The organism is Kitasatospora sp. NPDC051914, from assembly GCF_040680995.1.
Taxonomy (GTDB): domain Bacteria; phylum Actinomycetota; class Actinomycetes; order Streptomycetales; family Streptomycetaceae; genus Kitasatospora.
In genome coordinates, this window is sequence record NZ_JBFAXX010000014.1 from 122,319 (window position 1) to 145,054 (window position 22,736).

The window sequence follows — 22,736 nt, forward strand, 5'->3', positions numbered from 1 at the left end:
GTACCCCCCGAGGGCACGGGCGCCGGCCGGTGGCTCAGGCCTTGCGGCCCACTCCGGCCCAGATGCCCACCTCGGCGTCGGTCGGCGACGGCGCCGTGTCCGGCCGCCACAGCGGAGCCGTCACCAGGCCCGGCTCCAGCAGCTCCAGCCCGTCGAAGAACTTCAGCACCCGGTCCTTGCTGCGCATGCTCAGCTGCGCCGTGGCGCTGCGGTAGATCGCCGGGCCCTTGGCCGCCTCGGCGGGCGGCGCGAAGTCCCCGGTGGCGTGCGAGATCGCCAGGTGGCTGCCGGACGGCAGCGCGTCCACCAGCGTCCGCACGATGCCGTACGGGTCGTCCGCCTCGTCCACGAAGTGCAGCACCGCGAACAGCAGCAGCGCCACCGGACGCCCCAGGTCCAGCAGTTCGCGCACCTGCGGGTCGGCCAGGATCTTCGCCGGGTCGCGCAGGTCGGCCTGGGTGACGGTGACCGTGCCGCGGCTGGAGCCGGCCAGCAGCGCCCGGCTGTGCACCAGCACGATCGGGTCGTTGTCCACGTACGCCACCCGGGCGTCCGGGTGCAGCAACTGCGCCGTCTCGTGGGTGTTGCCCGCGGTCGGGATGCCGGTGCCGATGTCCAGGAACTGCTTCACCCCGGCCTCGGCGAGGTGGCGCACCGCCCGCTGCAGGAACGCCCGGTTGGCCAGCGCGCTGATCCGAACCAGCGGGCTCAGCGCCAGCACCTTCTCCGCGGCCTCGCGGTCCGCCGGGAAGTTGTCCTTGCCGCCCAGGTAGTAGTCGTACATCCGGGCCGGGTGCGGGACCTCCGGGCGCAGGTCGACCGGTACGTGCGCCTCGCCGCCGCCGGACATCCAGTCCAGCGATATGTCCTGATGCTCGGTCATGTCCGCTCTCCCCGAAGCCGTTCGACTCTCACCCCGGCAGCATAGACGGGCAGCACGTGCCCCCAGCGGCCGAACGCCCGATCAGGCCCGCCGTCCCGCACACCGGTCAGGAGCCCGGCACGAAGGCCCGTCAGCCCGTCCCCTCCGCCGGGCCCGGCTCGGGGCCGCCCGCCGGGTCCCGGGTCAGCAGGTACCGGGCGCCGGGGCCGGCCGCCGCCGCCCGGTCGCCCGCGTTGTACAGCGCGCAGCGCGACAGGGACAGGCAGCCGCAGCCGATGCAACCGGTCAACTTCCGCTTCAGAAGCTCCAGTTCCTCGATCTGCCGGTCGATCCGCTCGTGCCAGGTGACGGCCACCGCACTCCACTCGGCGGTGCTCGGCGCCCGGTCCTCCGGCAGCCGGTCCAGCGCGGTGCGCGCCTCCTCCAACGACAGGCCGACCCGCTGCGCCGCCCGGACGAAGGCGATCCGCCGCAGCGTCGCACGGGCGTACCGGCGCTGGTTGCCCGCGGTGCGCTCGGCGGAGATCAGCCCCATCCGCTCGTAGTAGCGCAGCGCCGAGGGGGCGAGGCCGCTGCGGGCGGCCAGTTGCCCGATGGTCAGCAGGTCGTGCCGGGTGGGTCCCATGCGGCCGAGGATAGCCGCTTGACCTGAAGCCGACTTCAACTTGCAGGCTGGTCGGCATGACCACCGCAACCACCCGGCCGCGGCCGTACGGGTTCACCGGCCTGCCCGCCCTGATGGGCCTGATGACCGGCGACGAGAAGCACGGCCCCGCCGCCACCTCCACCCTGGACGCCCTCTGGGTGCTCTACGACCGCGTCCTGCGCGTCACCCCGCAGACCGCCGACGACCCCGACCGGGACCGCTTCCTGCTCTCCAAGGGCCACGGCCCGATGGCCTACTACGCCGTCCTCGCCGCCAAGGGCTTCCTGGACGAGGCCGTGCTGCCGAGCTTCGGCGCGTACGACTCCCCGCTCGGCCACCACCCGGACCGGCTGCTGGTGCCCGGCGCCGAGATCGCCTCCGGCTCGCTCGGCCACGGACTGCCGCTGGCCGTCGGCACCGCACTCGGCCTGCGCGCCCAGGGCCGCACCGACCCGGCCGTCTGGGTGCTCGTCGGCGACGCCGAGTTCGACGAGGGCAGCAACCACGAGGCCGTCGCCTTCGCCGGCGCCGCCGGCCTCGAGCGGCTGCACACCGTGGTGATCGACAACTCCTCGGCCACCCACGGCTGGCACGGCGGCATCGCGGCCCGCTTCGCCACCGAGGGCTGGTCCACCGCCACCGTGGACGGCCGCGACCACCGGGCCCTGCACGCCGCCTTCACCGCCCCGCACCCCGGCCGCCCGCACGCCGTCGTCGCCCGCGTCGAACCCAAGAACTGACCCCGACCCCCGGACACTTCCACCCCGAGAAAGGCCACGCACCCGTGGACACCATGCGCGAACGCTTCGCCGCCGTCACCACCGAACTCCTCGACGACGACCCCCGGCTCGTCCTCGTCCTCGCCGACATCGGCGTCGACGCCTTCCGCCCGGCCGCCGCCCGCCACCCCGACCGCGTGGTCAACGTCGGCATCCGCGAACAGTTGCAGATCGGCGTCACCGCGGGCCTCGCCCTCACCGGGCTGCGCCCGATCGCCCACACCTTCGCCGGCTTCCTGATCGAACGACCCTGGGAGCAGGTCAAGCTCGACCTCGTCCACCAGGGCGTCGGCGCCGTCCTGGTCAGCGCCGCCGGCTCCTACGACTGGCCGGCCGGCGGCCGCACCCACATGGCACCCGGCGACGTCGCCCTGCTCGACACCCTGCCCGGCTGGACGGTCCACGTCCCCGGCCACCCCGACGAGGCCGAGGCCCTGCTGCGGCACGCCGCCGCCGACGGCGACAGCCTGGTCTACCTGCGGCTCTCCGCCCACCAGAACGCCACCGCCCACCCGGTCGAACCCGGCCGCCTGCTGCCCGTCCGCACCGGCCGCCGCGGCACGGTCCTCGCCGTCGGCCCCATGCTCGACGCCGTCCTGGAGGCCACCGAGGGCCTCGACACCACCGTGCTGTACACCGCGAGCATCCGGCCGTTCGACGCCACCGGGCTGCGCGCCGCCCTCGGCGACCGGGCCGACGTCGTCCTCGTCGAGCCGTACCTGGCCGGCACCTCCGCCAATGCCGCCCACGGCGCACTCGCCGACCTGCCGCACCGCGTCCTCGCCCTCGGCGTCCCGCGCGAGGAGCACCGCCACTACGGGTCGATCCCCGAGCACCTCGCCGCCTACGGCCTCGACGCGGCCGGCCTGCGCGCCCGGATCGCCGCCTTCCTCCGCTGAGCGGGCCCGGCCCCTGGTAGCTTCGCGGACGAAGGGGGATGCCATGACCGCGCAGTACCGCACGCCGCTGGACGTCCGCTGGATCCACGGATCGACGTCCTCGAAGCACAACACCGACCCCGACCTGCAGGTCCACCAGGTCGACGAGGCGACGTACATCCTGCGGCAGAACAAGGCCGTCCACTACGAGGCGCCCTTCCTGTACCTGCTGTTCGGCACCGAGCGGGCCGTGCTGATCGACACCGGTGCCACCGCCGACCCGGCGCACCTGCCGCTGCGCCGCACCGTGGACGAGCTGATCGAGCGCCGCAGCCCGGGCCTGCCGCTGCTGGTGCTGCACAGCCACGGGCACGGCGACCACACGGCGGGCGACGGCCAGTTCGCCGGCCGGCCGGACACCGAGCTGGTGCCCGCCGGCGAGGCGCTCGCCTGGTTCGGCTTCCGGGGCGAGGAGAGCCGGGCACTGGACCTGGGCGGCCGGGTGCTGGAGTGCCTCGCCACCCCGGGCCACCACGCGGCCTCGGTCACCTACTTCGACCCGCGGACGGGCTTCCTGCTCACCGGCGACACCGTCTACCCGGGCCGCCTGTACGTCGGCGACTGGCCGGCCTTCACGCGCACCGTCGACCGCCTGGTGGAGTTCGCCGCCACCCGCGAGGTCACCCACGTGCTCGGCTGCCACATCGAGATGACCACCGAGCCGGGCACCGACTACCCGCTCGGCACCACCCACCAGCCTGACGAGCCGCCGCTGGAGCTCTCCGTCGCCGACCTGCACGAGCTGCAGGCCGCCTGCCGGGAGATCGGCGACCGCCCCGGCCGCCACCCGTACAAGCGCTTCGTCGTCTGCAAGCCGGAGTAGGGGCACCCGACCGAGCAGTGGGCGGCCCCCGGTGGCCGCTCTAAGCGACCTGCAGGACGGCGGTCGACTCCGCCGCCAGGTGCAGGGAGCCGTCGGACTCGGGCCAGCAGTCGCCGTACAGGGCGAGGGTCCGTGCGTAGGGCCGGTCCAGGGTGATCCGCCGCGGGCCGCCGGTGCCCAGGTGCACCACCACCCGGTACGGCCCGCGGTGCACCACCAGCCACTGCTCCGCGGCGTCGTACGCCACCCGTACGGCGCCGAGGTCCGGGTCGGTCAGCTCCGGATGGGTGCGGCGCAGCCGGATCAGCCGCCGGTACCAGTCGAGCAGCCCGGCGTGCGGCTCCCGGGTGCGTTCCGACCAGTCGAGCGTGGAGCCGAGCACGGTGGCGCGGGCCTGCGGGTCGGGCACGTCCTCCGGCTGCCAGCCGTGCGCGGCGAACTCCCGCCGCCGGCCCTGCCGGACGGCCTCGGCGAGGCCGGGGTCGGTGTGGTCGGTGAAGTACTGCCAGGGGGTGCTCGCCCCCCACTCCTCGCCCATGAACAGCATCGGCGTGAACGGCGAGGTCAGCACCAGCGCCGCGCCCGCCGCCAGCCGCCCGGGGGAGAGCGTCGCGGAGAGCCGGTCCCCGGCGGCCCGGTTGCCGATCTGGTCGTGGGTCTGGGCGTAGCCGAGCAGCCGGTGCCCGTACCCGGACGGGAACGGCCGGCCGTGCGAGCGGCCGCGGAAGGAGGACCAGCTGCCGTCGTGGAAGAAGCCCCGGGTGAGCGCCTTGGCGCAGGCCGCGTACGGGTCCGCGGCGAAGTCCGCGTAGTAGCCGCCGGACTCGCCGGTGAGCAGGGCGTGCAGGGCGTGGTGGAAGTCGTCGCTCCACTGGGCGGTCAGCCCCAGGCCGCCGGCCTCCCGGGGGGCGGTGGTGCGCGGGTCGTTGAGGTCGGACTCGGCGACCAGGAACAGCGGCCGGCCGGTCGCCTCGGCCAGCTTCTCGACCTCGGTGGCGAGTTCCTCCAGGAAGTGCAGGGCCCGGTCGTCGGCGAGGGCGTGCACCGCGTCCAGCCGCAGCCCGTCGATCCGGTAGTCCCGCAGCCAGCCGAGCGCACTGCCGATCAGGTAGCGCCGCACCTCGTCCGAGCCCGGCGCGTCCAGGTTCACCGCGGAGCCCCACGGCGTGTGGTGCCGGTCGGTGAAGTACGGCCCGTACACCGGAAGGTAGTTGCCGGACGGGCCGAGGTGGTTGTGCACCACGTCCAGCACCACGCCCAGCCCCTTGCGGTGCGCCGCGTCGACGAACCGCTTCAGGCCGTCCGGCCCGCCGTACGGCTCGTGCACCGCCCACAGCGACACCCCGTCGTAGCCCCAGCCGTACCGGCCCGGGAACGGGCAGACCGGCATCAGCTCGACGAAGTCCACCCCCAGCGCCACCAGGTGGTCCAGCCGCTGCGCCGCCGCCTCGAACGTCCCCGCCGGGGTGAAGGTGCCCACGTGCAGCTCGTACACCACCCCGCCGGGCAGCGGCCGCCCGCGCCACGGCGTGTCCGACCAGCGGAACGCGGCGTGGTCGACCGCCCGGCTCAGCCCGTCCGGGCCGTCCGGCTGGCGCGGGGAGCGCGGGTCGGGCAGCGCCCGGCCGCCGTCCAGCCGGAAGCCGTAGTCGCCGGCCGGCGCCTCGCCCCGCCACCAGCCGCTGCTCCCGTCGCCCTCCCGGGCCATCGGGTGCGGCCTGCCGTCGACCTCCACCTCCACCATGTCCGCCTCGGGCGCCCAGACTCGGTACGTGGTCAACGGCCCTCCGTGAGCAGTGCGACCGGGTGGCGTTCCAGCAGCCAGGAGACCGGCAGCGGCCCGCCCTCGTAGCGGCGCTGGGTCAGCTCGTCCGTCCAGTGGCCCTCGGGCAGCTCCAGCACGGTGTCGCCCCAGCCGCCGGCCCGCTGCAGCCCGTACGGCAGCCGCGTCACCGCGGCGATCACGCCGGAACCGCGGAAGAACGCCAGCAGGTGCCCGGCCTGCGCCCCGGCCGCGGGCAGGGGGCGGTACGCGCCGAGCCGGCGGCTGCGGCGCAGGTGCAGCGCGGTGGTGGTCAGGTGGAGTTTCTCCCGGGCGAGGTCGCCGCCGCGGTCGACCGTCGAGTCGGTCAGCCGCACGGCCAGCGCCCCGAGGTCGACCGGCGCCCGGTTGTCCGGGTCGACGAGCGTGTACAGCGGCTCTTCGCTGCCCTGGTACACGTCCGGCACGCCGGGCACGGTCAGGTGCAGCAGGGCCGCCGCCAGCGTGTTGACCCGCGCGTACGGGGCGATCAGCTGGACGAACCCGGCGATCCGCGGGCACAGCCCGGCGTTGGCGAGCGCGCCGCGGGCGTAGCCGGTCAGCGCCCGCTCGAAGGCCTCGTCCGGCTCCGTCCAGGAGGTGCGCAGCTTCGCCTCCCGGGCGGACTTCAGCACCACCTGCACGAGCCGTTCCTCGCCGATCGGCCAGGCCGCGACCATCGTCTGCCACAGCAGCCACGCGGTGGAGCGGTCCGGGCAGGGCCCGGCCGCGGCCGTCCAGGCCGCGCACTCCGCCGCCCAGGCCTCCGGCAGCTCGGCGAGCACCGCCAGCCGGGCCCGGGCGTCCGCGCTGCGCTTGGTGTCGTGCGTCGACAGCGCGGTCATCCCGTCCGGCCAGTCCCGCTCCTGGTCGGCGCACCAGCGGTGGAAGGCCGCCGGGCTCAGGCCGGGCCGGCCGGGCTCGCCGCCGACCTCGTTCAGCGAGACCAGCGCGTTCCAGCGGTAGAAGGCGGTGTCCTCCACGCCCTTGGCGGCGACCGCGGACGTCGTCTGCGCGAACCGGCGGCAGAACTCGTCCTTCTCCGGGCTGCGCCCGAGCCGCCCGAGGGCGAGGTCGCGCAGCAGCCGGTCGCTGCTGCCCTCCGCGCCGCCGGCCAGGTGGGCGACGGCCTCCTCCGGCGCCGTCTCGCCCGGCACCACGTACGGCCGGTACACGGGGTGGTCGGTGAGCAGCGCGCACAGCGCGTCGCGCACGGCGGGCAGCGGGTGGTCGGCCAGGGCCGGCTCGGCGGCGCAGATCCGGCGGACCAGCCGCAGCAGCCGGTCGACCTCGGCGGCGAGCTCCCCGCGCGGGCCGGTCAGCTCGGCGCGACCGCGCAGCGCGGCCTCCGCCGCACCCGTCCGGTCGGCGACGTCCCGCTGGTAGGCGGCGACCAGCCGCTCGGCGCCGGTGTGGTCGGTGAGGACGCCGTCGATGCGGCGCAGCGCGTCGTAGCCGGTGGTGCCCGCGCACGCCCAGTCCTGCGGCAGCCGCTCGCCGCCGGTGAGGATCTTCTCCACCACCGTGTACGCCCCGCCGGTGGCCTCGGCCAGCCGCCGCAGGTAGCCGCGCGGGTCCGCAAGGCCGTCCGGGTGGTCGATCCGGAAGCCGTCCAGCACGCCCTCGCCGTGCAGCCGCAGCAGCACGCCGTGGGTGGCCTGGAAGACCTCCGGCACCTCCACCCGCACCGCGATCAGGTCGTTGATCGCGAAGAACCGCCGGTAGTTCAGCTCGCTGCTGGCCAGCCGCCACCAGGCCAGCCGGTACCACTGGCGGTCGAGGAGGTCCGGCAGCGGCAGGTGCGCGGTGCCGGGGCGCAGCGGGAAGGCGTGGTCGTGGTAGCGGAGCACGTCGCCGTCGATCACCAGCTGGCCGAGCACGGCGCCGAGCCGGTCGCCGAGCAGCGGCAGCAGCAGCCGGCCGCGGCCCGGTGCGTCGGACGGGCCGGGCTGTGCCGTCCAGTCGATGTCGAACCAGGTCGCGTACCGGGAGTCGGGGCCGTCCCGCAGCACCTGCCAGAGCGGCTGGTTGAGCTGCTCGGGGACGGGCAGCGCCATGTGGTTGGGCACCACGTCGGCGATCAGCCCCAGCCCGTGCCGGTGCGCCTCCTCGGCCAGGGCGATCAGTGCCGTCTCGCCGCCGAGCTGCTCGCTGATCCGGCTGTGGTCGACGGTGTCGTAGCCGTGGGTGGAGCCGGGCGCGGCCTCCAGCAGCGGGGAGAGGTGCAGGTGCGAGACGCCGAGCGCGGCCAGGTACGGCACCGCGCGCTCGGCGTCGTGCAGGGTGAAGCCCGGCTGGAGCTGGAGCCGGTAACTGGCCGTCGGAGGATGTGCGGCGGCGGACGTCATGGGCTGATCCCTACCCGGGCCCGGGCCCGGCTATGGCCCGGGTGGCACGAATGGCCCACCCCGGCCGCCGGGGACGCCTCGCCCGTCACGCGGGTCGCTGCAGCACCATGAGCGAGCGGTCGGTGAGCCACAGCGAGTCGCCGGCCTTCACCCGGGTGCCGGTGCCGCGGGCGGGCAGCACGGGCAGCGCGGTGTCGACGGCGACCTGCCAGGCCTCGCCGTGCCCGGCGGGGACGCTGAACTCCAGGGGCTCGGAGTGGGCGTTGAACATCAGCAGGAAGGAGTCGTCGACGATCTTCCCGCCGCGGCGGTCCGGCTCGGAGATGGCGTTGCCGTTGAGGAAGACGGAGAGCGACTTGGCGTAGCTGGTCGACCAGTCCTGTTCGGTCATCTCCTCGCCGCCGGGGGTGAACCAGGCGATGTCGGTCAGGTCGTCGTGGGTGCCGGAGACCGGGCGGCCGTGGAAGAAGCGGCGGCGGCGGAAGACCGGGTGGTCGCGGCGCAGCCAGATCATGCCCTGGGTGAACTCCAGCAGCTGCGCGGCGGCGCCGCCGCGCTCGGGCCAGGCGACCCAGGTGATCTCGTTGTCCTGGCAGTAGGCGTTGTTGTTGCCCTGCTGGGTGCGGCCGAACTCGTCGCCGTGCGCCAGCATCGGCACGCCCTGCGACAGCATCAGGGTGGCGATGAAGTTGCGCTGCTGGCGGGCTCTGAGCTCCAGCACCGCCTCGTCCTTCGTCTCGCCCTCGGCGCCGCAGTTCCAGGAGCGGTTGTGCGACTCGCCGTCCCGGTTGGACTCGTGGTTGGCCTCGTTGTGCTTCTCGTTGTAGGAGACCAGGTCGCGCAGGGTGAAGCCGTCGTGGCAGGTGACGAAGTTGATGGAGGCGATCGGGCGGCGGCCGTCGTCCTGGTAGAGGTCGGAGGAGCCGGTCAGCCGGGAGCCGAACTCGGCGAGCGTCGCGTTCTCGCCGCGCCACAGGTCGCGGACGGTGTCGCGGTACATGCCGTTCCACTCCGTCCACAGCGGCGGGAAGTTGCCGACCTGGTAGCCGCCCTCGCCCAGGTCCCACGGCTCGGCGATCAGCTTGGCCTGGGAGACGACCGGGTCCTGCTGGACGAGGTCGAAGAACGAGGACAGCCGGTCGACCTCGTGGAACTGCCGGGCCAGGGTCGCCGCGAGGTCGAAGCGGAAGCCGTCGACGTGCATCTCGGTGACCCAGTAGCGCAGCGAATCCATGATCATCTGGAGTACGTGCGGACTGCGCATCAGCAGGCTGTTGCCGGTGCCGGTGGTGTCCTCGTAGAAGCGGCGGTCCTTGGCCGACAGCCGGTAGTACGAGGCGTTGTCCAGCCCCCGGAAGGACAGCGTCGGGCCCAGGTGGTTGCCCTCCGCGGTGTGGTTGTAGACCACGTCGAGGATCACCTCGATGCCCGCCGCGTGCAGCGCCTTCACCATCGACTTGAACTCCTGCACCTGCTGCCCGCGGTCGCCCGTCGACGAGTACGAGGAGTGCGGCGCGAAGTACCCGATGGTGTTGTAGCCCCAGTAGTTCGACAGGCCCAGGTCGCGCAGCCGGTGGTCCCGGACGAACTGGTGCACCGGCATCAGCTCGATCGCCGTCACGCCGAGCTTCGCCAGGTGCTCGATCAGCGCCGGGTGGGCCAGCGCCGCGTACGTGCCGCGGATCTCCTCCGGGATGTCCGGGTGCAGCCGGGTCAGGCCCTTCACGTGGGCCTCGTACAGCACCGTGCGGTGGTAGTCGGTGCGCGGCGGCCGGTCGGTGCCCCAGTCGAAGTACGGGTTGATCACCACCGAGTGCATGGTGTGCGGCGCCGAGTCCAGGTCGTTGCGGCGCTCCGGCGCGCCGAAGTGGTACCCGTACACCGACTCGTCCCAGTCGATGTCCCCGCTCATCGCCTTGGCGTACGGGTCCAGCAGCAGCTTGGCGCTGTTGTGCCGCTGACCGAGCCCCGGGTTGTACGGGCCGTGCACCCGGAAGCCGTACCGCCGGCCGGGCTGGACGCCCGGCAGGTAGGCGTGCCGCACGAAGGCGTCCGTCTCCCGCAGCTCGATCGCCGTCTCCGAGCCGTCCTCGTCCAGCAGGCACAGCTCGATCCGGTCCGCGCTCTCGGAGAACACCGCGAAGTTGGTCCCGGCCCCGTCGTACGTGGCGCCGAGCGGGTAGGGCTGCCCTGGCCAGACCTGCATGGGGGACCTCAACTTCCTTGCTCCGTGGGGGAACTGGCGCTCCCTCGGATCTGCCCGGGGGCGGGCCCCGGCATGTGCGGACCGCCCTCGGCGTGACGCACGGCACACGTACGGCACATGTCGCATACTCCCCAACCCCCGCCCGCCGACCGAACCCATTCACCTGTTGTTCGCCCGAACGGGTGTCCGTGGCGCGAAAACCCGGCGCTCGGGCCCGCCGCCCGCCCTCCCTCCGAATTGTTGTGCCGTCAACAGGCTGCGTCCCGCCCGGAGCGGGCAGTACCCTTGATCGTCCGGCGGCGCGCACCCGTCGGCCCATGCGGAGACAGGCTCTGCCAAGGCCGCCATGGTTGAGACGCTGTCAGTGACGGCCCGCCACCCACGGTGAGCGGCGGGCCGAGAGGTGAGGTAGTGCATGGGGTTCCCCGTCGACGGCCGGGGCGACGGCCTCGACGGGCCGGAGCCCGGCCGCAGCGAGGCGCCGACCGTCGTCATGCGCTCCGGCCTCCCTGGCCGCCAGGCCGGCCCGGCCCCCGGCGACGGCCCCCCGCTCGGCTGGACCGCCCTCGAATGGGAGGGCGCCTACCGCCGCGTCCGCCTCACCGGCCGCGCCTACGTCTGGCTCAACCTCGTCGAGCAGCGCCTGCGCGCCCTCGTCGACGAGGCGCTGCGCCCCGTCTACGCCCCCGCCCACGGCGAGGACTGGGTCACCGCCGCCGCCGGCCCGGCCGGCGAGGAATGGGTGCTGCGGTCCGGCGCCGTCCGCGAGGTCAGCCGCCGCAAGGGCTACCTCCTCGACCCCGCCGACGACGACCCGCTGGTCTTCCTCACCCTGCCCCAGCTGCGCGAACTCATGGTCCAGCACTGGCCCTGCTTCGAGCCGTACGTCGTCGACCGGCGCGAGGTCGAACTCGCCCTCGACGAACTCGAGGTCGCCCGGCACGTCGTCTCCCGCAACCGCAGCCTCTCGCAGACCGTCCTCGACCAGACCGAGCGGGCCGCCGCCCGGCTGCTCGCCCTCCTCGACGGCGGCACCGGAGGCGTCCCCGCCGACGTCGTCGAGGAACTCGTCGCCGGCCGCTACGCCGACGTCGTCGCCGTCCACGCCGACCGCGTCCGCCTCCAGCGCGAGCTGCCCGTCGAGGACCTCCTCGACGGTGCCCGCCGCCTCGACGCCCTCGGCATAGGCCTCGGCATGCTCTGCCAGAACTACACCGGCAAGCGCCTCGTCCGGCTCGCCACCGACGGCTGCCGCGTCCGCCTGCTCTTCCTCAACCCCGCCAGCAGCGCCGTCCGCCGCCGCGAGCGCGAACTCGGCCTCGGCCGCGGCGAACTCGGCCGTTCCATCGAGATGAACATCATGCACGTGCGGCGGGTCCGGGCCCGGCTGCGCGACCCCGGCGGCTTCGAGATCCGGGTCTTCGACGAGATGCCCCGCTTCACCGCCTACCTGGTCGAGGGCCCCCGGCTGCCCGGCCAGCCCGGCAGCCGCCGCCGCTCCGGGGACATCGGCGTCGTCCAGCCCTACCTGCGGCGCGCCCGCGGCATCGAGTCGCCCGCCCTGGTGCTCCGCGGCGGCGCAGGCCAGGAGCCCGGCGGCACCGAACCGGGGCTGCTCGAGGTCTACCGCGAGGAGTTCGAGGGCAGCTGGGCGGACTCCCGCGCGGTGTCCTGACGGACCGTACGGACCCTACGGTCTTCGGGCGGGCCGAACGCACAGGGCGCCCCTCGTGGTCGGCCGCGCCCGACGGGTCGAGGCCCCTCCCGGTGCGGCCGGTCGGCGGATCGGGGGTCCTCCGGGGTGCGGCGGCGGGCTCTGCGCAGCGCCGTCGATCCGTGCACGAAGCGGTCGCGACGACCGACCGCCGCCGGCCCCCGCTCCGCCCGACACCGGGAGCCCGCGCCCGCCCCCGACGGCACCGGAGGGCACCGGTGACGGCCCCGCCCGGCGACCCGCCCGGCGGGGCTGTCACTGGTGCGGGCGATGATGGTCCCCGTCACGGCAGGAGCGACGGAAGGAACGCCAGATGACCAGATGGAGGGGGACACCGGCCGCATCCGCCCCGGCCGGCCGGGGCACGGCGAGGGGCCTGCGATGAGCTGGCTGGGCGCCAGCCTGCTGGCCTTCGACCTGGAGACCACCGGCACCGACATCGAGAACGACCGCATCGTCACCGCGGCCCTCGTCCGGCTCGAACCGGACGGCAGCGCCTCGGCCGAGCGCCACTGGCTGGTCGACCCGGGCATACCCATCCCCGAGCAGGCCACCGCGATCCACGGGATCGACACCGAACGGGCCCGCGGGCGCGGCGTCCCGGCGGCCGGCGCGGTCGAGGAGATCACCCGGGCGATCGCCGAGGCGCTGGGCTCGGGCATCCCGCTGGTGATCATGAATGCGCGCTACGACCTGTCGCTGCTCGACCGCGAGTGCCGCCGACACGGCGTCACCCCGCTGTCCGCCCGGCTCGGCGGCACGCCCGCCCCGGTCATCGACCCGCTGGTGCTCGACAAGCACGCCGACCGCTACCGCCGGGGCAAGCGCAATCTGCAGGCGCTCTGCACGCACTACGGGGTGACCCTCGACGGGGCGCACCAGGCCGGCGCCGACGCGGTGGCCGCCGCCGGGGTGGCCCGCCGCCTCGGCGAGGTCTTCCCCGCGGTCGGCGGTGTGCCGCTCGCGGACCTGCACGCGCTCCAGGTGCGCGCCGCCGCCGAGCAGGCAGCCTCCTTCGAGCAGTACCTGCGCCGCACCTCCGACCCGGACGCGAGGGTCGAGCCGGCCTGGCCGGTCGTCCCGTACGGCGCGGGCGCGGCGGCCGGCTGAGGCAAGCTCACCGGAGGCGGTGTCAGGGCGGGGCGTCAGCCGCCGGCGGGGAAGTCGAAGGTGTAGCCCCGGGCCTGCAGCCAGGGCAGCAGCTGCTTGAGCGCCTCGACGGTCTGGCTGCGGTCGCCGCCGCCGTCGTGCATCAGCACCACCCCGCCGGGGCGAAGGTGCTGCTGGACACCGGCGACGATGGCGGGCGCGCCGGGCTTCGCCCAGTCGCGGGGGTCGACCGACCAGCCGAGCGACGTCATGCCGTGGTCGGCCGCTATCCGCTCGTTCTCGGCGGTGAAGTCGCCGCCCGGCGCCCGGAACCAGGGCACCTCGGCGCCGGGCCCGGCGGCCCGCAGGATGCTCTGCTTCGCATCGGCGATCTCGTGCACCTGCTGGTCGTGCGGGCGGCTGTGCAGCGGCTGGGGGTGGTCGACGGTGTGGTCGCACAGCCGGTGGCCCTCGGCGACGATCCGGCGGACGGCCGCCGGGTCGCGCTCGACCTCGTTGCCGACCAGGCAGAAGGTGGCGTGGGCGTGGTACTCGCGCAGCAGGTCGAGGATCGGGCGGGTGGCCGGGCCCGGGCCGTCGTCGAAGGTCAGCGCGACGCTGCGGCCGCCGTGCGCGGTCCAGCGGACGATCTGGTGGGACCGGCCGTCGCCGGTCGGGGACGGCGTGGCCGAGGGGCTCGCGGGGGCACTGCTCGGTGCCGCGGTCGGCGCGGACGAGGGGCTCTTGGCGGCGGTGGAGGGCGGCGCGGTGCGCTGCCCGGGGATGCTCGCCGAGACGCTCGCGGAAGGGCTCGCGGGGGAGGGCGAGCCGGTGGTGCCGGCGCTGTCGCGCGGGGTGACGGCGGCGGCGGTGGTGTGGGCGCCCTCGGCGCTGGTGGTGCGTGCGGCGGTGGCCGAACCGCAGGCGGCGATCATGGACGGGGCGAGCAGCGCGGCGAGGCCGAGGCCGAGGGTGCGACGGGATCGGGGGCTGGGCATCCGCATGGTGACGACTCCTGACGTCGTACCGGCCACCCCTGCTGGGGGCATGTGCCGGGGACGACGCCGCGCGGAGACCGCCGGTTCCGTCGTCGTGTACGAACGGACCCGGTTGTCGGGTCTCAGAACGGATACCAGCGTACGGAGGTGAGGCCGTCGCGCAAGGAGTCCACCCGGCGGCGGAACTCGGCCGCGGCGGCCGGATCGCCGGGCACCTGCTGGGCGACCCAGGCGGCGCTCGCGGTCTCCCGGGCGCCGCGCAGCACGGCGAAGCCGTCCCACTCGCGCACGTCCCAGCCGTAGGCGTCGGTGAAGTCCCGGTAGTCCTCCTCCGGTACGCCGTAACGGTCGTGACCGAGCGCCAGGACGACCAGGTCGTGCTCGCGCAGGTCGGCGCAGGCGTTCTCCAGGTCGAGCAGGACCGGTCCGTCCGGGCCGACGTGGACGTTCCTCGGGAGGGCGTCGCCGTGCACCACGCCGGGGGCGAGGTGGGGGGTGAGGGCGGCGACGGCCGTGACGAAGCTCTCCTTCCGGCCGCGCAGGAATGCCGCGTCCTTCGGGTCGACGTGTCCGGCGGCTGCGGCGAGCCAGCGGTCGACCGGGGCGAGCAGGTCGCGGTGGCCGAGCGGCAGGCCGGGGGAGGGCAGGGCGTGCAGGGTGCGCAGCAGGGGCGCGAGGTCGGCCGGGCGCGCCGGGCGGACGGCCTCCGGCAGCCGGTGCCAGAAGGTGACGGGGTGCCCGTCCGCGGTCACCGGAGCGGTGTGCCAGGGGCGGACGACCGGGACGCCGTGGGTGCCGAGCCAGTCGGCGACGGCCAGTTCGCGCTCGGCACGGGCGAGGAGCCCGGGGCTGCGGCCGATCTTGGCGACGACGGCGGGGGAGCCCAGGTCCAGGACGGCGTTCTCGCCGAGCGCCAGCAACCGGGCGCCGTCCGGGGCGGGCAGGCCGGCCGTCCGGCAGGCCCCGGCCAGCAGCTCGCGGGCGCGGGCTTCGTCGAAGGCGGTCACGGCGCTCTCCTCGGGTGCGTTCCGGTCCATCCTGGCGCACGGCGGCCGGGCCCCGCGCAGTGCGGGGCCCGGCCGTGGGGGAGTGTGCCCGGGGCGGGGTCAGACCCGGGCGCCGCCGGCGGGCTGCCCGTCCGGCAGGCTCAGGCCGGCCGGGGCGGGGGCGACCGGGGTGACCGGCGGGAAGGACTCGCCGTGCGAGAGGTTCGGCAGCCAGTTCAGCCAGCGCGGCAGGTACCAGTTGCGCTCGCCGAGCAGGCTCATCACCGCGGGCAGCAGCACGGCGCGGATCACCGTGGCGTCGATCAGGACGGCGACGGCCAGGCCGACGCCCATCTGCTTCATGGACTGCATCGACAGGGTGCCGAAGACCGCGAACACACCGACCATGATCACCGCGGCGCTGGTCACCACGCCGGCCGTGGAGCGGATGCCGTACGAGACGGCGGCCGCGGTCGCCAGGCCCCGGTCGTGCGCCTCCTTGATCCGGGAGACCACGAAGACGTGGTAGTCCATGCTCAGGCCGAAGAGGATCACGAACAGGAACAGCGGCACCCAGGACTCCACCGCGCCGACCCCGGCCGTGCCGAACAGCGAGGCACCGACACCGTGCTGGAAGACCAGCGCGAGCACGCCGTACGCGGCGCCGACCGACAGCAGGTTGAGCACCACGGCGGTGACGGCGATGCCCAGCGAGCGGAACGAGCAGAGCATCAGCAGGAAGGCGAAGGCGACGACGAAGCCGAACACCGGGAGCATCGAGTCGGACATCTGCTCGTTGAAGTCGTGCGAGCCCGCCGTGCTGCCCGTGACCGGGGCCTCGGTGCCGGGCACTTTGAGCACGGTGTTCGCCACGACGTCGCTGCGCAGCGCCTCCAGCGCCTCGGTGCTGGTGGTGTCGTTGCCGGTGCCGGCGAGCGGGATGTCGACCAGGGCGACGTTCTGCTCCTTGTGCACGGTGACCTGGATCGGCTCGTGCATCTTCCCGGAGGCCAGCGCCCGGGACTTGAGGTCGGCGAGCGCCTGCTGCATCTCGGGGGAGTCGACGGCGCGGGCCTTGACGACGACCAGGGCGGGTGCCGGGCTGCCGGGGAAGGCGGTCTCGATCCGCTGCGAGGTGGCGACCAGGGCGTTGCCCTCGGGCAGCTGCTGCTGGAAGGTCAGGTTGGCGGTGTGCATGGTGAGCAGCGGGGCGGCGAGGCCGAGCAGCAGGCCGCCGGCGAGGACGGTGGCGGCGAGCGGGCGGTTCAGCACCGGGGTGAGCAGGGCGTTCCAGAGCCTGCCGCCGGCCGCGGCCTCGTTGCGGCGCAGCTTGTGCAGCAGCGGGAGGCGGCCCTTCTCGACGCGGTCGCCGAGCATGGACAGCAGGGCGGGCAGCACGGTGAGCGAGCCGAGCACGGCGGTGATCACCACGAGGATGGTGGCGAAGGACATCGCCCGGAAGTCGGCGATGCCGGTGAGGAAGAGGCCGGCCATGGCGACGACCACGGTGACGCCGGAGACCAGCACGGCCCGGCCGGAGGTGGCGGCGGCGACCTGGAGGGCAGTGGCGGCGTCGCGTCCGGCGGCCCGCTCCTCGCGCTCGCGGCGCAGGTAGAACAGGCAGTAGTCGACGCCGACGGCGAGGCCGACCAGCAGCATCACGGAGCTGGCGTCGTCGCTGGTGTGCAGGATGCCGCTGGAGAGGGCGACCAGGCCGCCGGCGGCGATGAAGGCGGTGAGCGCGAGGACGACCGGCAGCACGGCGGCGACCAGGGCGCCGAAGGCGATCAGCAGGATGCCCAGCGCCAGCGGGACGGCCGTCCACTCGGCGCGCTGGAAGTCGTTCTCGAACTGCTCCTGGAACCACTTGCCGGCGCTGGCCTCGCCGAACTCCTCGACGGTGAGGTCCTTGTGCTTCGCCTGCACCCCGGCGACGGCGTCCAGCAGCGCGGGCACGTTCTCGACGGCCTTCTCGCGGTCCTCCCCGACCACGGTGAACTGCAGCAGCGCCGAGTGCTTGTCGGCGGAGACCGCCCCGGTGTCGTACGGGCTGCGCACCTCGGCCGCTTTGCCGGTGGCCCGGACGGCGGCGGCGGCCTCCTCGACCACGGCCCGGAAGGCCGGGTCGTCGGCGCTCAGCGCGGCGCTCTGCACGAGCACGGTCTCGCCGGCGGGGGACTTGATCCCGGCGTCGTCGAGGATCTTCGCGGCGCGGGCCACCTCGCCGGGCATCATCTCGGAGTCGGTGACCTTGGTGCTGCCGTGGAGGCCGCCGAGGAAGGCGGCGAGGACGACGAAGAGCAGCCAGCCGAACACCGCGGTCTTGCGGTGTCTGGCGCTCCATGCGCCCATGGCGGCGGCGAGTCCGAGCTTGGGTGTCACGGGTCCCCCAGGGAGAGCGGCGGGTGCGGTCCGCCGGAGCGTGGTGCCGGGGTCTCCCGGCTGCTGGAACGACCCTAGGGAGCGGGGAGTTGACGGAGTATCCGGCTGGCGGGTGAGTCGTCCCTGGGTCTGCCCCGAGGTCCGGGGTGGGGTTTTCCCCACCCGCGCTCCTCCTGGCGGGCAGGTCCGGCTCCACCCTGAGGGGGAGGCGAATCCGCCCGAAGCAGGAGGTGCGGGCGGTGTGCCGCAGGTCAGGATGGTCGGGGGAGCCGGCCGGTACCCCCTAGGGGTGCCCCTGGGGGCAGGATTACCTGCCGACCGGCTAGTGGCATCGCATAGGATGCCGACACACGTACTTGCCTGCCGACCGGCTAGGGATTTTCCCCGGGCCGGTCCTGCCGTTGCCCGGTTTCCGTCCCCCGAAGGCTGCGGTGAACCATGCCCAGGAGGCATCACGAGCATGTTCCACCGAATCGGACACTTCGTCGTCAGGCGGGCCTGGTGGGTGATCGGGGCCTGGCTGATCGCGGCCGTCGCGATCATCTCCACGGCTCCGGCGATCACCGCGCAGACCGACGAGAGCAAATTCCTCCCGAAGCACTACGAGTCGGTCCAGGCCAGTGAGCTCCAGGCCGAGGCCTTCCCGGCGAACTTCTCGCCCGGCGCCTACGCGGTGTTCGAGCGGAAGGGCGGCGGCAAGCTGGACGAGGCCGACAAGGCCACCGCCGAGAAGGTCGTCAAGGGCCTCACCGACAAGCACATCGAGTACGTCGAGACCGTCCTGCCGGTCGGCAAGTCCTACTCGAAGGACGGCACCTTCGGCGTGTCGATGATCGCCATCGACAAGAAGGTCCTGCAGAAGCCGGAGGCCGCCGACGCGGCCAAGGCGCTGCGCGAGGCGGGTGTCGAGCTGACGGCCGGCACCCCGGTCAAGATGCTGCTCGGCGGCCCGGCCGCCAGCATCCTCGACCAGCAGGACTCGTCCAAGCTGGCCGAGGCCCTGATCGGTGTCGGCACCTTCGTGATCATCCTGCTCACGCTCTGGCTGATCTTCCGCAGCCTGACCGTCGCCTGGCTGCCCATCCTGTCGATCATCATCTACTCGATGGTGGCCAACGGCCTGATCGGCTACGCGGGCAAGCTGTTCGGCCTGAAGTCGGACAACTCGATGTCCGCCATCCTCATCGTGGTGCTCTTCGGCGTCGGCACCGACTACTTCCTGTTCCTGATGTTCCGCTACCGCGAGCGGTTGCGGGCCGGGGACGAGCGCAAGGAGGCCGTGGTCAACGCCGTCGGCCGGGTCGGTGAGGCGATCGCCTCCGCCGCCGGCGCCGTCGTCGTCGCGTTCGCCGTCCTGGTGCTCTCCAGCCTGGGCATGTTCACCGCGCTGGGCCCGTCCCTGGCCATCGCCGTGGCGGTCACCGCCCTTGCCTCGATCACCCTCGTCCCGGCCGTGCTCTCGGTCGTCCCCGAGCGGGTGCTCTTTCGCCGGGTTGTCGAGTGGCTCCGCTGGGCCGGCCGCCACCTGGCCTGGCTGGCCCGCGGCGCCCGCGGCCCCCGCCCGGCCGGCAACTTCCCCGAGCACTGGATGCGGCAGTCCAAGGGCAGCCGCTTCGCCGCGCTCGGCGGCGGCGTGCAGCGCCGCCCGGCGGTCGCCGCACTGGCCTCCGGTCTGGTGCTGGTCGCCCTGACCGTCGCCGCCCTCGGCTACAAGGGCACCTTCGACCTCACCAGCGGCTCGATGCCGAAGACCAAGGAGTCGATGGTCGTCCAGGATCGGATGATGAAGGCCTTCTCGGCCGGCGCCGCCGACCCGAGCCACGTCTACCTGGCCTCCACCAACGGTGCCAAGCTCGACGCCGCCGGCCTGGACACCTACCGCGCCGCGCTCGCCGGAACCCCCGGTGTCGCCGCGGTGCCCGCCGACCGGACGAGCCTCAGCAAGGACGGGCTCACCGCCGACATCACGGTGGTCCTCAAGGACGCTCCCGCGACCAACAAGGCCATCGACACCATGGGCAGCCTGCGCGAGACCGCACACGGCTCCGCCCCGAGCGGTACCAAGGTGCTGGTCGGCGGCCAGACATCGGTCCTCAAGGACATCAACACCGCGATGGCCCACGACTACAAGCTGGTCTTCCCGGTCGCCGCGCTGCTCATCCTGCTCATCCTGGCGTTCCAGCTGCGCAGCCTCGTCGCCCCCTGGTACCTGATGGCCTCGGTCGGCCTCGGCTTCGGCGCCACCCTCGGCGCCACCTCGCTGATCTTCCAGAAGATCGGCGGCGAGCCGGGCCTGATGTTCATGCTGCCGATCTTCATCTACCTGTTCGTGGTCGCGATCGGCACCGACTACAACATCCTGATGATCGCCCGCCTCCGCGAGGAGGTGAAGGAGGGCCGCACCCCGCGCGAGGCCGCCGGCGAGGCGGTCAAGCACGCCGGTCCGACCGTCGCCGCGGCCGGGTTCATCCTGGCGGCCACCTTCGGCACCATGCTGCTGGCCGGGAACTCGCTCTTCAGCCAGATGGGCTTCTCGATCGCCTTCGGCATCATCGTCTCGGCCTTCGTGATGGCGATGTTCTTCACCCCGGCGATCACCGCGCTGCTGGGCCACGTCGCCTGGTGGCCGGGCCACGGCGACAGTCCGTCGCAGGACGGCCCCGCCGCCGTCCGGGACGCCGAGCCGGAGCCGGCCGGCCGGCTCTGACCGCATCCGCGGACGGGGCGTACGAACCAACCCGTATGCCCCGTCCGCGGCCCGTTCAACCGCGGCGGCCGCACGGTGTGACGAGGGAGACTTTCCCGATCATTACGGGCCGCCGCCGTGCTACAGTCGAAGCAGTTGCAGTTTTGGTTCCCATGAACGTGTGTGTGCGCCTGCTGGTTCCAACCGCCAGGCGCATTTGTTTTTATCCGGTGTTTTGTCTCCGGATGGGGATCGCGGCTACTCGGGGTCTGCGAGGTGCAGTCCCCTGATGCCCCAGAAAGAGGAGACGGTTATGGCTACCGGCACCGTGAAGTGGTTCAACAGCGAAAAGGGCTACGGCTTCATCGAGCAGGACGGCGGCGGCGCCGACGTCTTCGCCCACTACTCGAACATCAACGCCCAGGGCTTCCGTGAGCTCATCGAGGGCCAGAAGGTCGAGTTCGACGTCACCCAGGGCCAGAAGGGCCCGCAGGCGGAGAACATCCGCCCCCTCTGAGTCCGGCCTGCGCCGACTCGAGCAATAAACGAGTGAGGGTCCGCACCTGCGGGTGCGGGCCCTCGCCCATTGCCGCCGAACGGCCGGGGCGGCCCCGCATCCACTCCTGACGGCCGACCCGCAAGGTCCGGGCGCACGGCACCGCCGTGCCCGCCGGCCGATCAGGACGGAGCAGCATGACCGATCAGGCACGCCCGCAGCGCGGCACCACCCCCCGACGGACCGCCGGTGCCGGCCGCCCCCAGCGCGGCAGCGGCCCCCGCGGCGGCGCCGAGCGCCGTATCCAGCGCGCACCGCGCAACCCGCGCCCCGCAGCCGCCGAGAGCCAGGACTTCACCGTCGTCCAGGGCACCCCGGCCCGCCCGCCGGCGGCCACCTTCGCCGAGCTCGACATGCCGAAGGCGCTGCTCGCCGCGCTCACCCGCGAGGGCGTCACCGAGCCCTTCCCGATCCAGTCCGCGACCCTGCCGGACTCCCTGGCCGGCCGCGACGTCCTCGGCCGCGGCCGCACCGGCTCCGGCAAGACCCTCGCCTTCGGCCTCCCGCTGCTCGCCCGCACCGCCGGCAAGCGCGCCGTCGCCCGACGCCCGCTCGCCCTCGTCCTGGTGCCCACCCGCGAGCTCGCCCAGCAGGTCACCGAGGCCCTCGCCCCGTACGCCCAGGCCCTCCAGCTGCGGATCGCCACCGTGGTCGGCGGCATGCCGATCGGCCGCCAGGCCAACCAGGTGCGCCGCGGCGTCGAGGTCCTCGTCGCCACCCCCGGCCGGCTCGACGACCTCATCAACCGGCAGGACGTCAACCTCGGCGACGTGGTGACCACCGTCCTCGACGAGGCCGACCAGATGGCCGACATGGGTTTCCTGCCGCAGGTCAGCAAGCTGCTGGAGCAGGTCGCTGAGGGCGGACAGCGGATGCTCTTCTCCGCCACCCTCGACCGCAACATCGACCGGCTCGTCCGCCGCTTCCTCGACGACCCGGTCACCCACTCGGTCGACCCGTCGGCCGGTGCGGTCACCACCATGGACCACCACGTCCTCCAGCTCGACCCCGCCGACAAGGCCGCCGCCACCGCCCACATCGCCTCCCGCGAGGGCCGGCTGCTCATGTTCGTGCACACCAAGCACGGCGCCGACCGGCTCGCCAAGCAGCTGCTCGCCAGTGGCGTCAAGGCCGCCGCCCTGCACGGCGGCAAGTCCCAGCCGCAGCGCAACCGGGTCCTCGACCAGTTCCGCGACGGCCGGGTCACCGCACTGATCGCCACCAACGTCGCCGCCCGCGGCATCCACATCGACGGCCTGGACCTGGTCGTCAACGTCGACCCGCCGATCGACCACAAGGACTACCTGCACCGCGGCGGCCGCACCGCCCGCGCCGGCGAGTCCGGCACCGTCGTCACCCTCGTCCTGCCCGAGCAGCGCCGCGAGGTCAACCGGCTGATGGGCACCGCCGGCATCCGGCCCACCGTCACCAAGGTCCGCCCCGACGACGCCGAACTGCGCCGCATCACCGGCGCCCGCACGCCCACCGGGGTGCCCGTCACCATCGCCGTTCCCGAGCAGGCCGCCCCCGCCGACGCGGCGGGCGAGAAGAGCGCCGCCAAGGCCGGCACGCCGCGCCGCCGCCCCGGCAAGCGCTCCGGCCTGCCCAAGGACGTCGACGCCAACGGCAACGCCCGCCAGCCCCGGCCCAAGCAGCGGATCGGCGGCGGCAGCCGCACCGCGGCCGGCTTCATCGGCCGCTCCTCCGGCCGCTCCAAGCCCGGCTCCGGCTCGCGCAGCGGCGGCAACTACGGCACCGGCCGCCAGCGGCACGACTACAGCTGACCCGCCGTCAGGGGAAGGGGGGGGGGGCCCCCCCCCCGGGGGGCCCCCCCCGCGCGGCCCCCCCCCCCCCCCGCCCCCCCCCCCCCCGCCCGCCCCCCCCCCCCCGCGCCACCCCCC

Annotated in this window: 16 protein-coding genes; 8 read left to right on the forward strand and 8 right to left on the reverse strand. The window is 73.9% G+C overall.

The window, feature by feature from the left end; translation table 11 throughout:
• Window positions 1–34: 34 nt before the first annotated feature.
• Entirely contained in the window at window positions 35–883 is an 849-nt protein-coding gene (locus AB0M03_RS12100) for an SAM-dependent methyltransferase (protein WP_363491213.1), read from the reverse strand.
• 130 nt (window positions 884–1,013) lie between these two features.
• Window positions 1,014–1,508, reverse strand: coding sequence for a redox-sensitive transcriptional activator SoxR (soxR, locus tag AB0M03_RS12105; RefSeq protein ID WP_363491215.1), 495 nt, complete (start codon window positions 1,506–1,508; stop codon window positions 1,014–1,016).
• Window positions 1,509–1,564: 56 nt separating this feature from the next.
• On the opposite strand from soxR, the gene AB0M03_RS12110 reads away from it, so the two are divergent.
• Genes AB0M03_RS12110 through AB0M03_RS12120 form a run of 3 tightly spaced genes read left to right on the forward strand, consistent with a single transcriptional unit; the run spans window position 1,565 to window position 4,069 of the window.
• Complete coding sequence (locus AB0M03_RS12110; protein WP_363491217.1) at window positions 1,565–2,269, forward strand: transketolase; 705 nt, start codon at window positions 1,565–1,567, stop codon at window positions 2,267–2,269.
• Window positions 2,270–2,313: 44 nt separating this feature from the next.
• Entirely contained in the window at window positions 2,314–3,207 is an 894-nt protein-coding gene (locus tag AB0M03_RS12115) for a transketolase C-terminal domain-containing protein (protein ID WP_363491219.1), read from the forward strand.
• 43 nt (window positions 3,208–3,250) lie between these two features.
• Entirely contained in the window at window positions 3,251–4,069 is an 819-nt protein-coding gene (locus AB0M03_RS12120) for an MBL fold metallo-hydrolase (RefSeq protein ID WP_363491221.1), read from the forward strand.
• Between the two features lie 40 nt (window positions 4,070–4,109).
• Here the strand turns inward: AB0M03_RS12120 and treZ are convergent, their stop codons facing one another.
• From treZ to glgX, 3 genes are all read right to left on the reverse strand, one after another.
• On the reverse strand, window positions 4,110–5,849 hold the full coding sequence (gene treZ / locus AB0M03_RS12125) for a malto-oligosyltrehalose trehalohydrolase (protein WP_363491223.1): 1,740 nt from the start codon (window positions 5,847–5,849) through the stop codon (window positions 4,110–4,112).
• Window positions 5,846–8,218 carry a malto-oligosyltrehalose synthase gene (treY, locus tag AB0M03_RS12130; protein WP_363491225.1) on the reverse strand — a complete coding sequence of 791 codons (2,373 nt, stop codon included), beginning with the start codon at window positions 8,216–8,218 and terminating at the stop codon, window positions 5,846–5,848. The genes treZ and treY overlap by 4 nt, the downstream gene beginning before the upstream one ends.
• An 85-nt stretch (window positions 8,219–8,303) precedes the next feature.
• Window positions 8,304–10,424, reverse strand: coding sequence for a glycogen debranching protein GlgX (glgX, locus tag AB0M03_RS12135; RefSeq protein ID WP_363491227.1), 2,121 nt, complete (start codon window positions 10,422–10,424; stop codon window positions 8,304–8,306).
• Window positions 10,425–10,839: 415 nt separating this feature from the next.
• Here glgX and AB0M03_RS12140 point away from each other — a divergent pair, with 415 nt between their 5' ends.
• Entirely contained in the window at window positions 10,840–12,099 is a 1,260-nt protein-coding gene (locus tag AB0M03_RS12140) for an SAV2148 family HEPN domain-containing protein (RefSeq protein WP_363491229.1), read from the forward strand.
• 420 nt (window positions 12,100–12,519) lie between these two features.
• The gene (locus tag AB0M03_RS12145; protein ID WP_363491255.1) at window positions 12,520–13,248 is read left to right on the forward strand and encodes a 3'-5' exonuclease; all 729 of its coding nucleotides are present in this window, start codon (window positions 12,520–12,522) and stop codon (window positions 13,246–13,248) included.
• Window positions 13,249–13,283: 35 nt separating this feature from the next.
• On the opposite strand, the gene AB0M03_RS12150 is transcribed toward AB0M03_RS12145, so the two are convergent.
• From AB0M03_RS12150 to AB0M03_RS12160, 3 genes are all read right to left on the reverse strand, one after another.
• Window positions 13,284–14,231, reverse strand: a complete 948-nt coding sequence (locus AB0M03_RS12150) for a polysaccharide deacetylase family protein (RefSeq protein ID WP_363491231.1) — start codon at window positions 14,229–14,231, stop codon at window positions 13,284–13,286.
• Between the two features lie 116 nt (window positions 14,232–14,347).
• Window positions 14,348–15,232, reverse strand: a complete 885-nt coding sequence (locus AB0M03_RS12155) for an aminoglycoside phosphotransferase family protein (protein ID WP_363491233.1) — start codon at window positions 15,230–15,232, stop codon at window positions 14,348–14,350.
• A 99-nt stretch (window positions 15,233–15,331) separates the two neighbouring features.
• Window positions 15,332–17,563: an MMPL family transporter gene (locus AB0M03_RS12160; protein WP_363491257.1), complete on the reverse strand. Its 2,232-nt coding sequence runs from the start codon at window positions 17,561–17,563 to the stop codon at window positions 15,332–15,334.
• Between the two features lie 490 nt (window positions 17,564–18,053).
• Here AB0M03_RS12160 and AB0M03_RS12165 point away from each other — a divergent pair, with 490 nt between their 5' ends.
• The 3 genes from AB0M03_RS12165 to AB0M03_RS12175 all read left to right on the forward strand — a co-directional run bounded on the left by AB0M03_RS12165 (window position 18,054) and on the right by AB0M03_RS12175 (window position 22,619).
• Entirely contained in the window at window positions 18,054–20,300 is a 2,247-nt protein-coding gene (locus AB0M03_RS12165; protein ID WP_363491235.1) for an MMPL family transporter, read from the forward strand.
• 292 nt (window positions 20,301–20,592) lie between these two features.
• Entirely contained in the window at window positions 20,593–20,796 is a 204-nt protein-coding gene (locus AB0M03_RS12170; protein ID WP_263105940.1) for a cold-shock protein, read from the forward strand.
• A 176-nt stretch (window positions 20,797–20,972) separates the two neighbouring features.
• Window positions 20,973–22,619 (forward strand): DEAD/DEAH box helicase, encoded by a 1,647-nt coding sequence (locus tag AB0M03_RS12175; RefSeq protein ID WP_363491237.1) that lies wholly within the window; start codon window positions 20,973–20,975, stop codon window positions 22,617–22,619.
• Window positions 22,620–22,736: the final 117 nt, after the last annotated feature.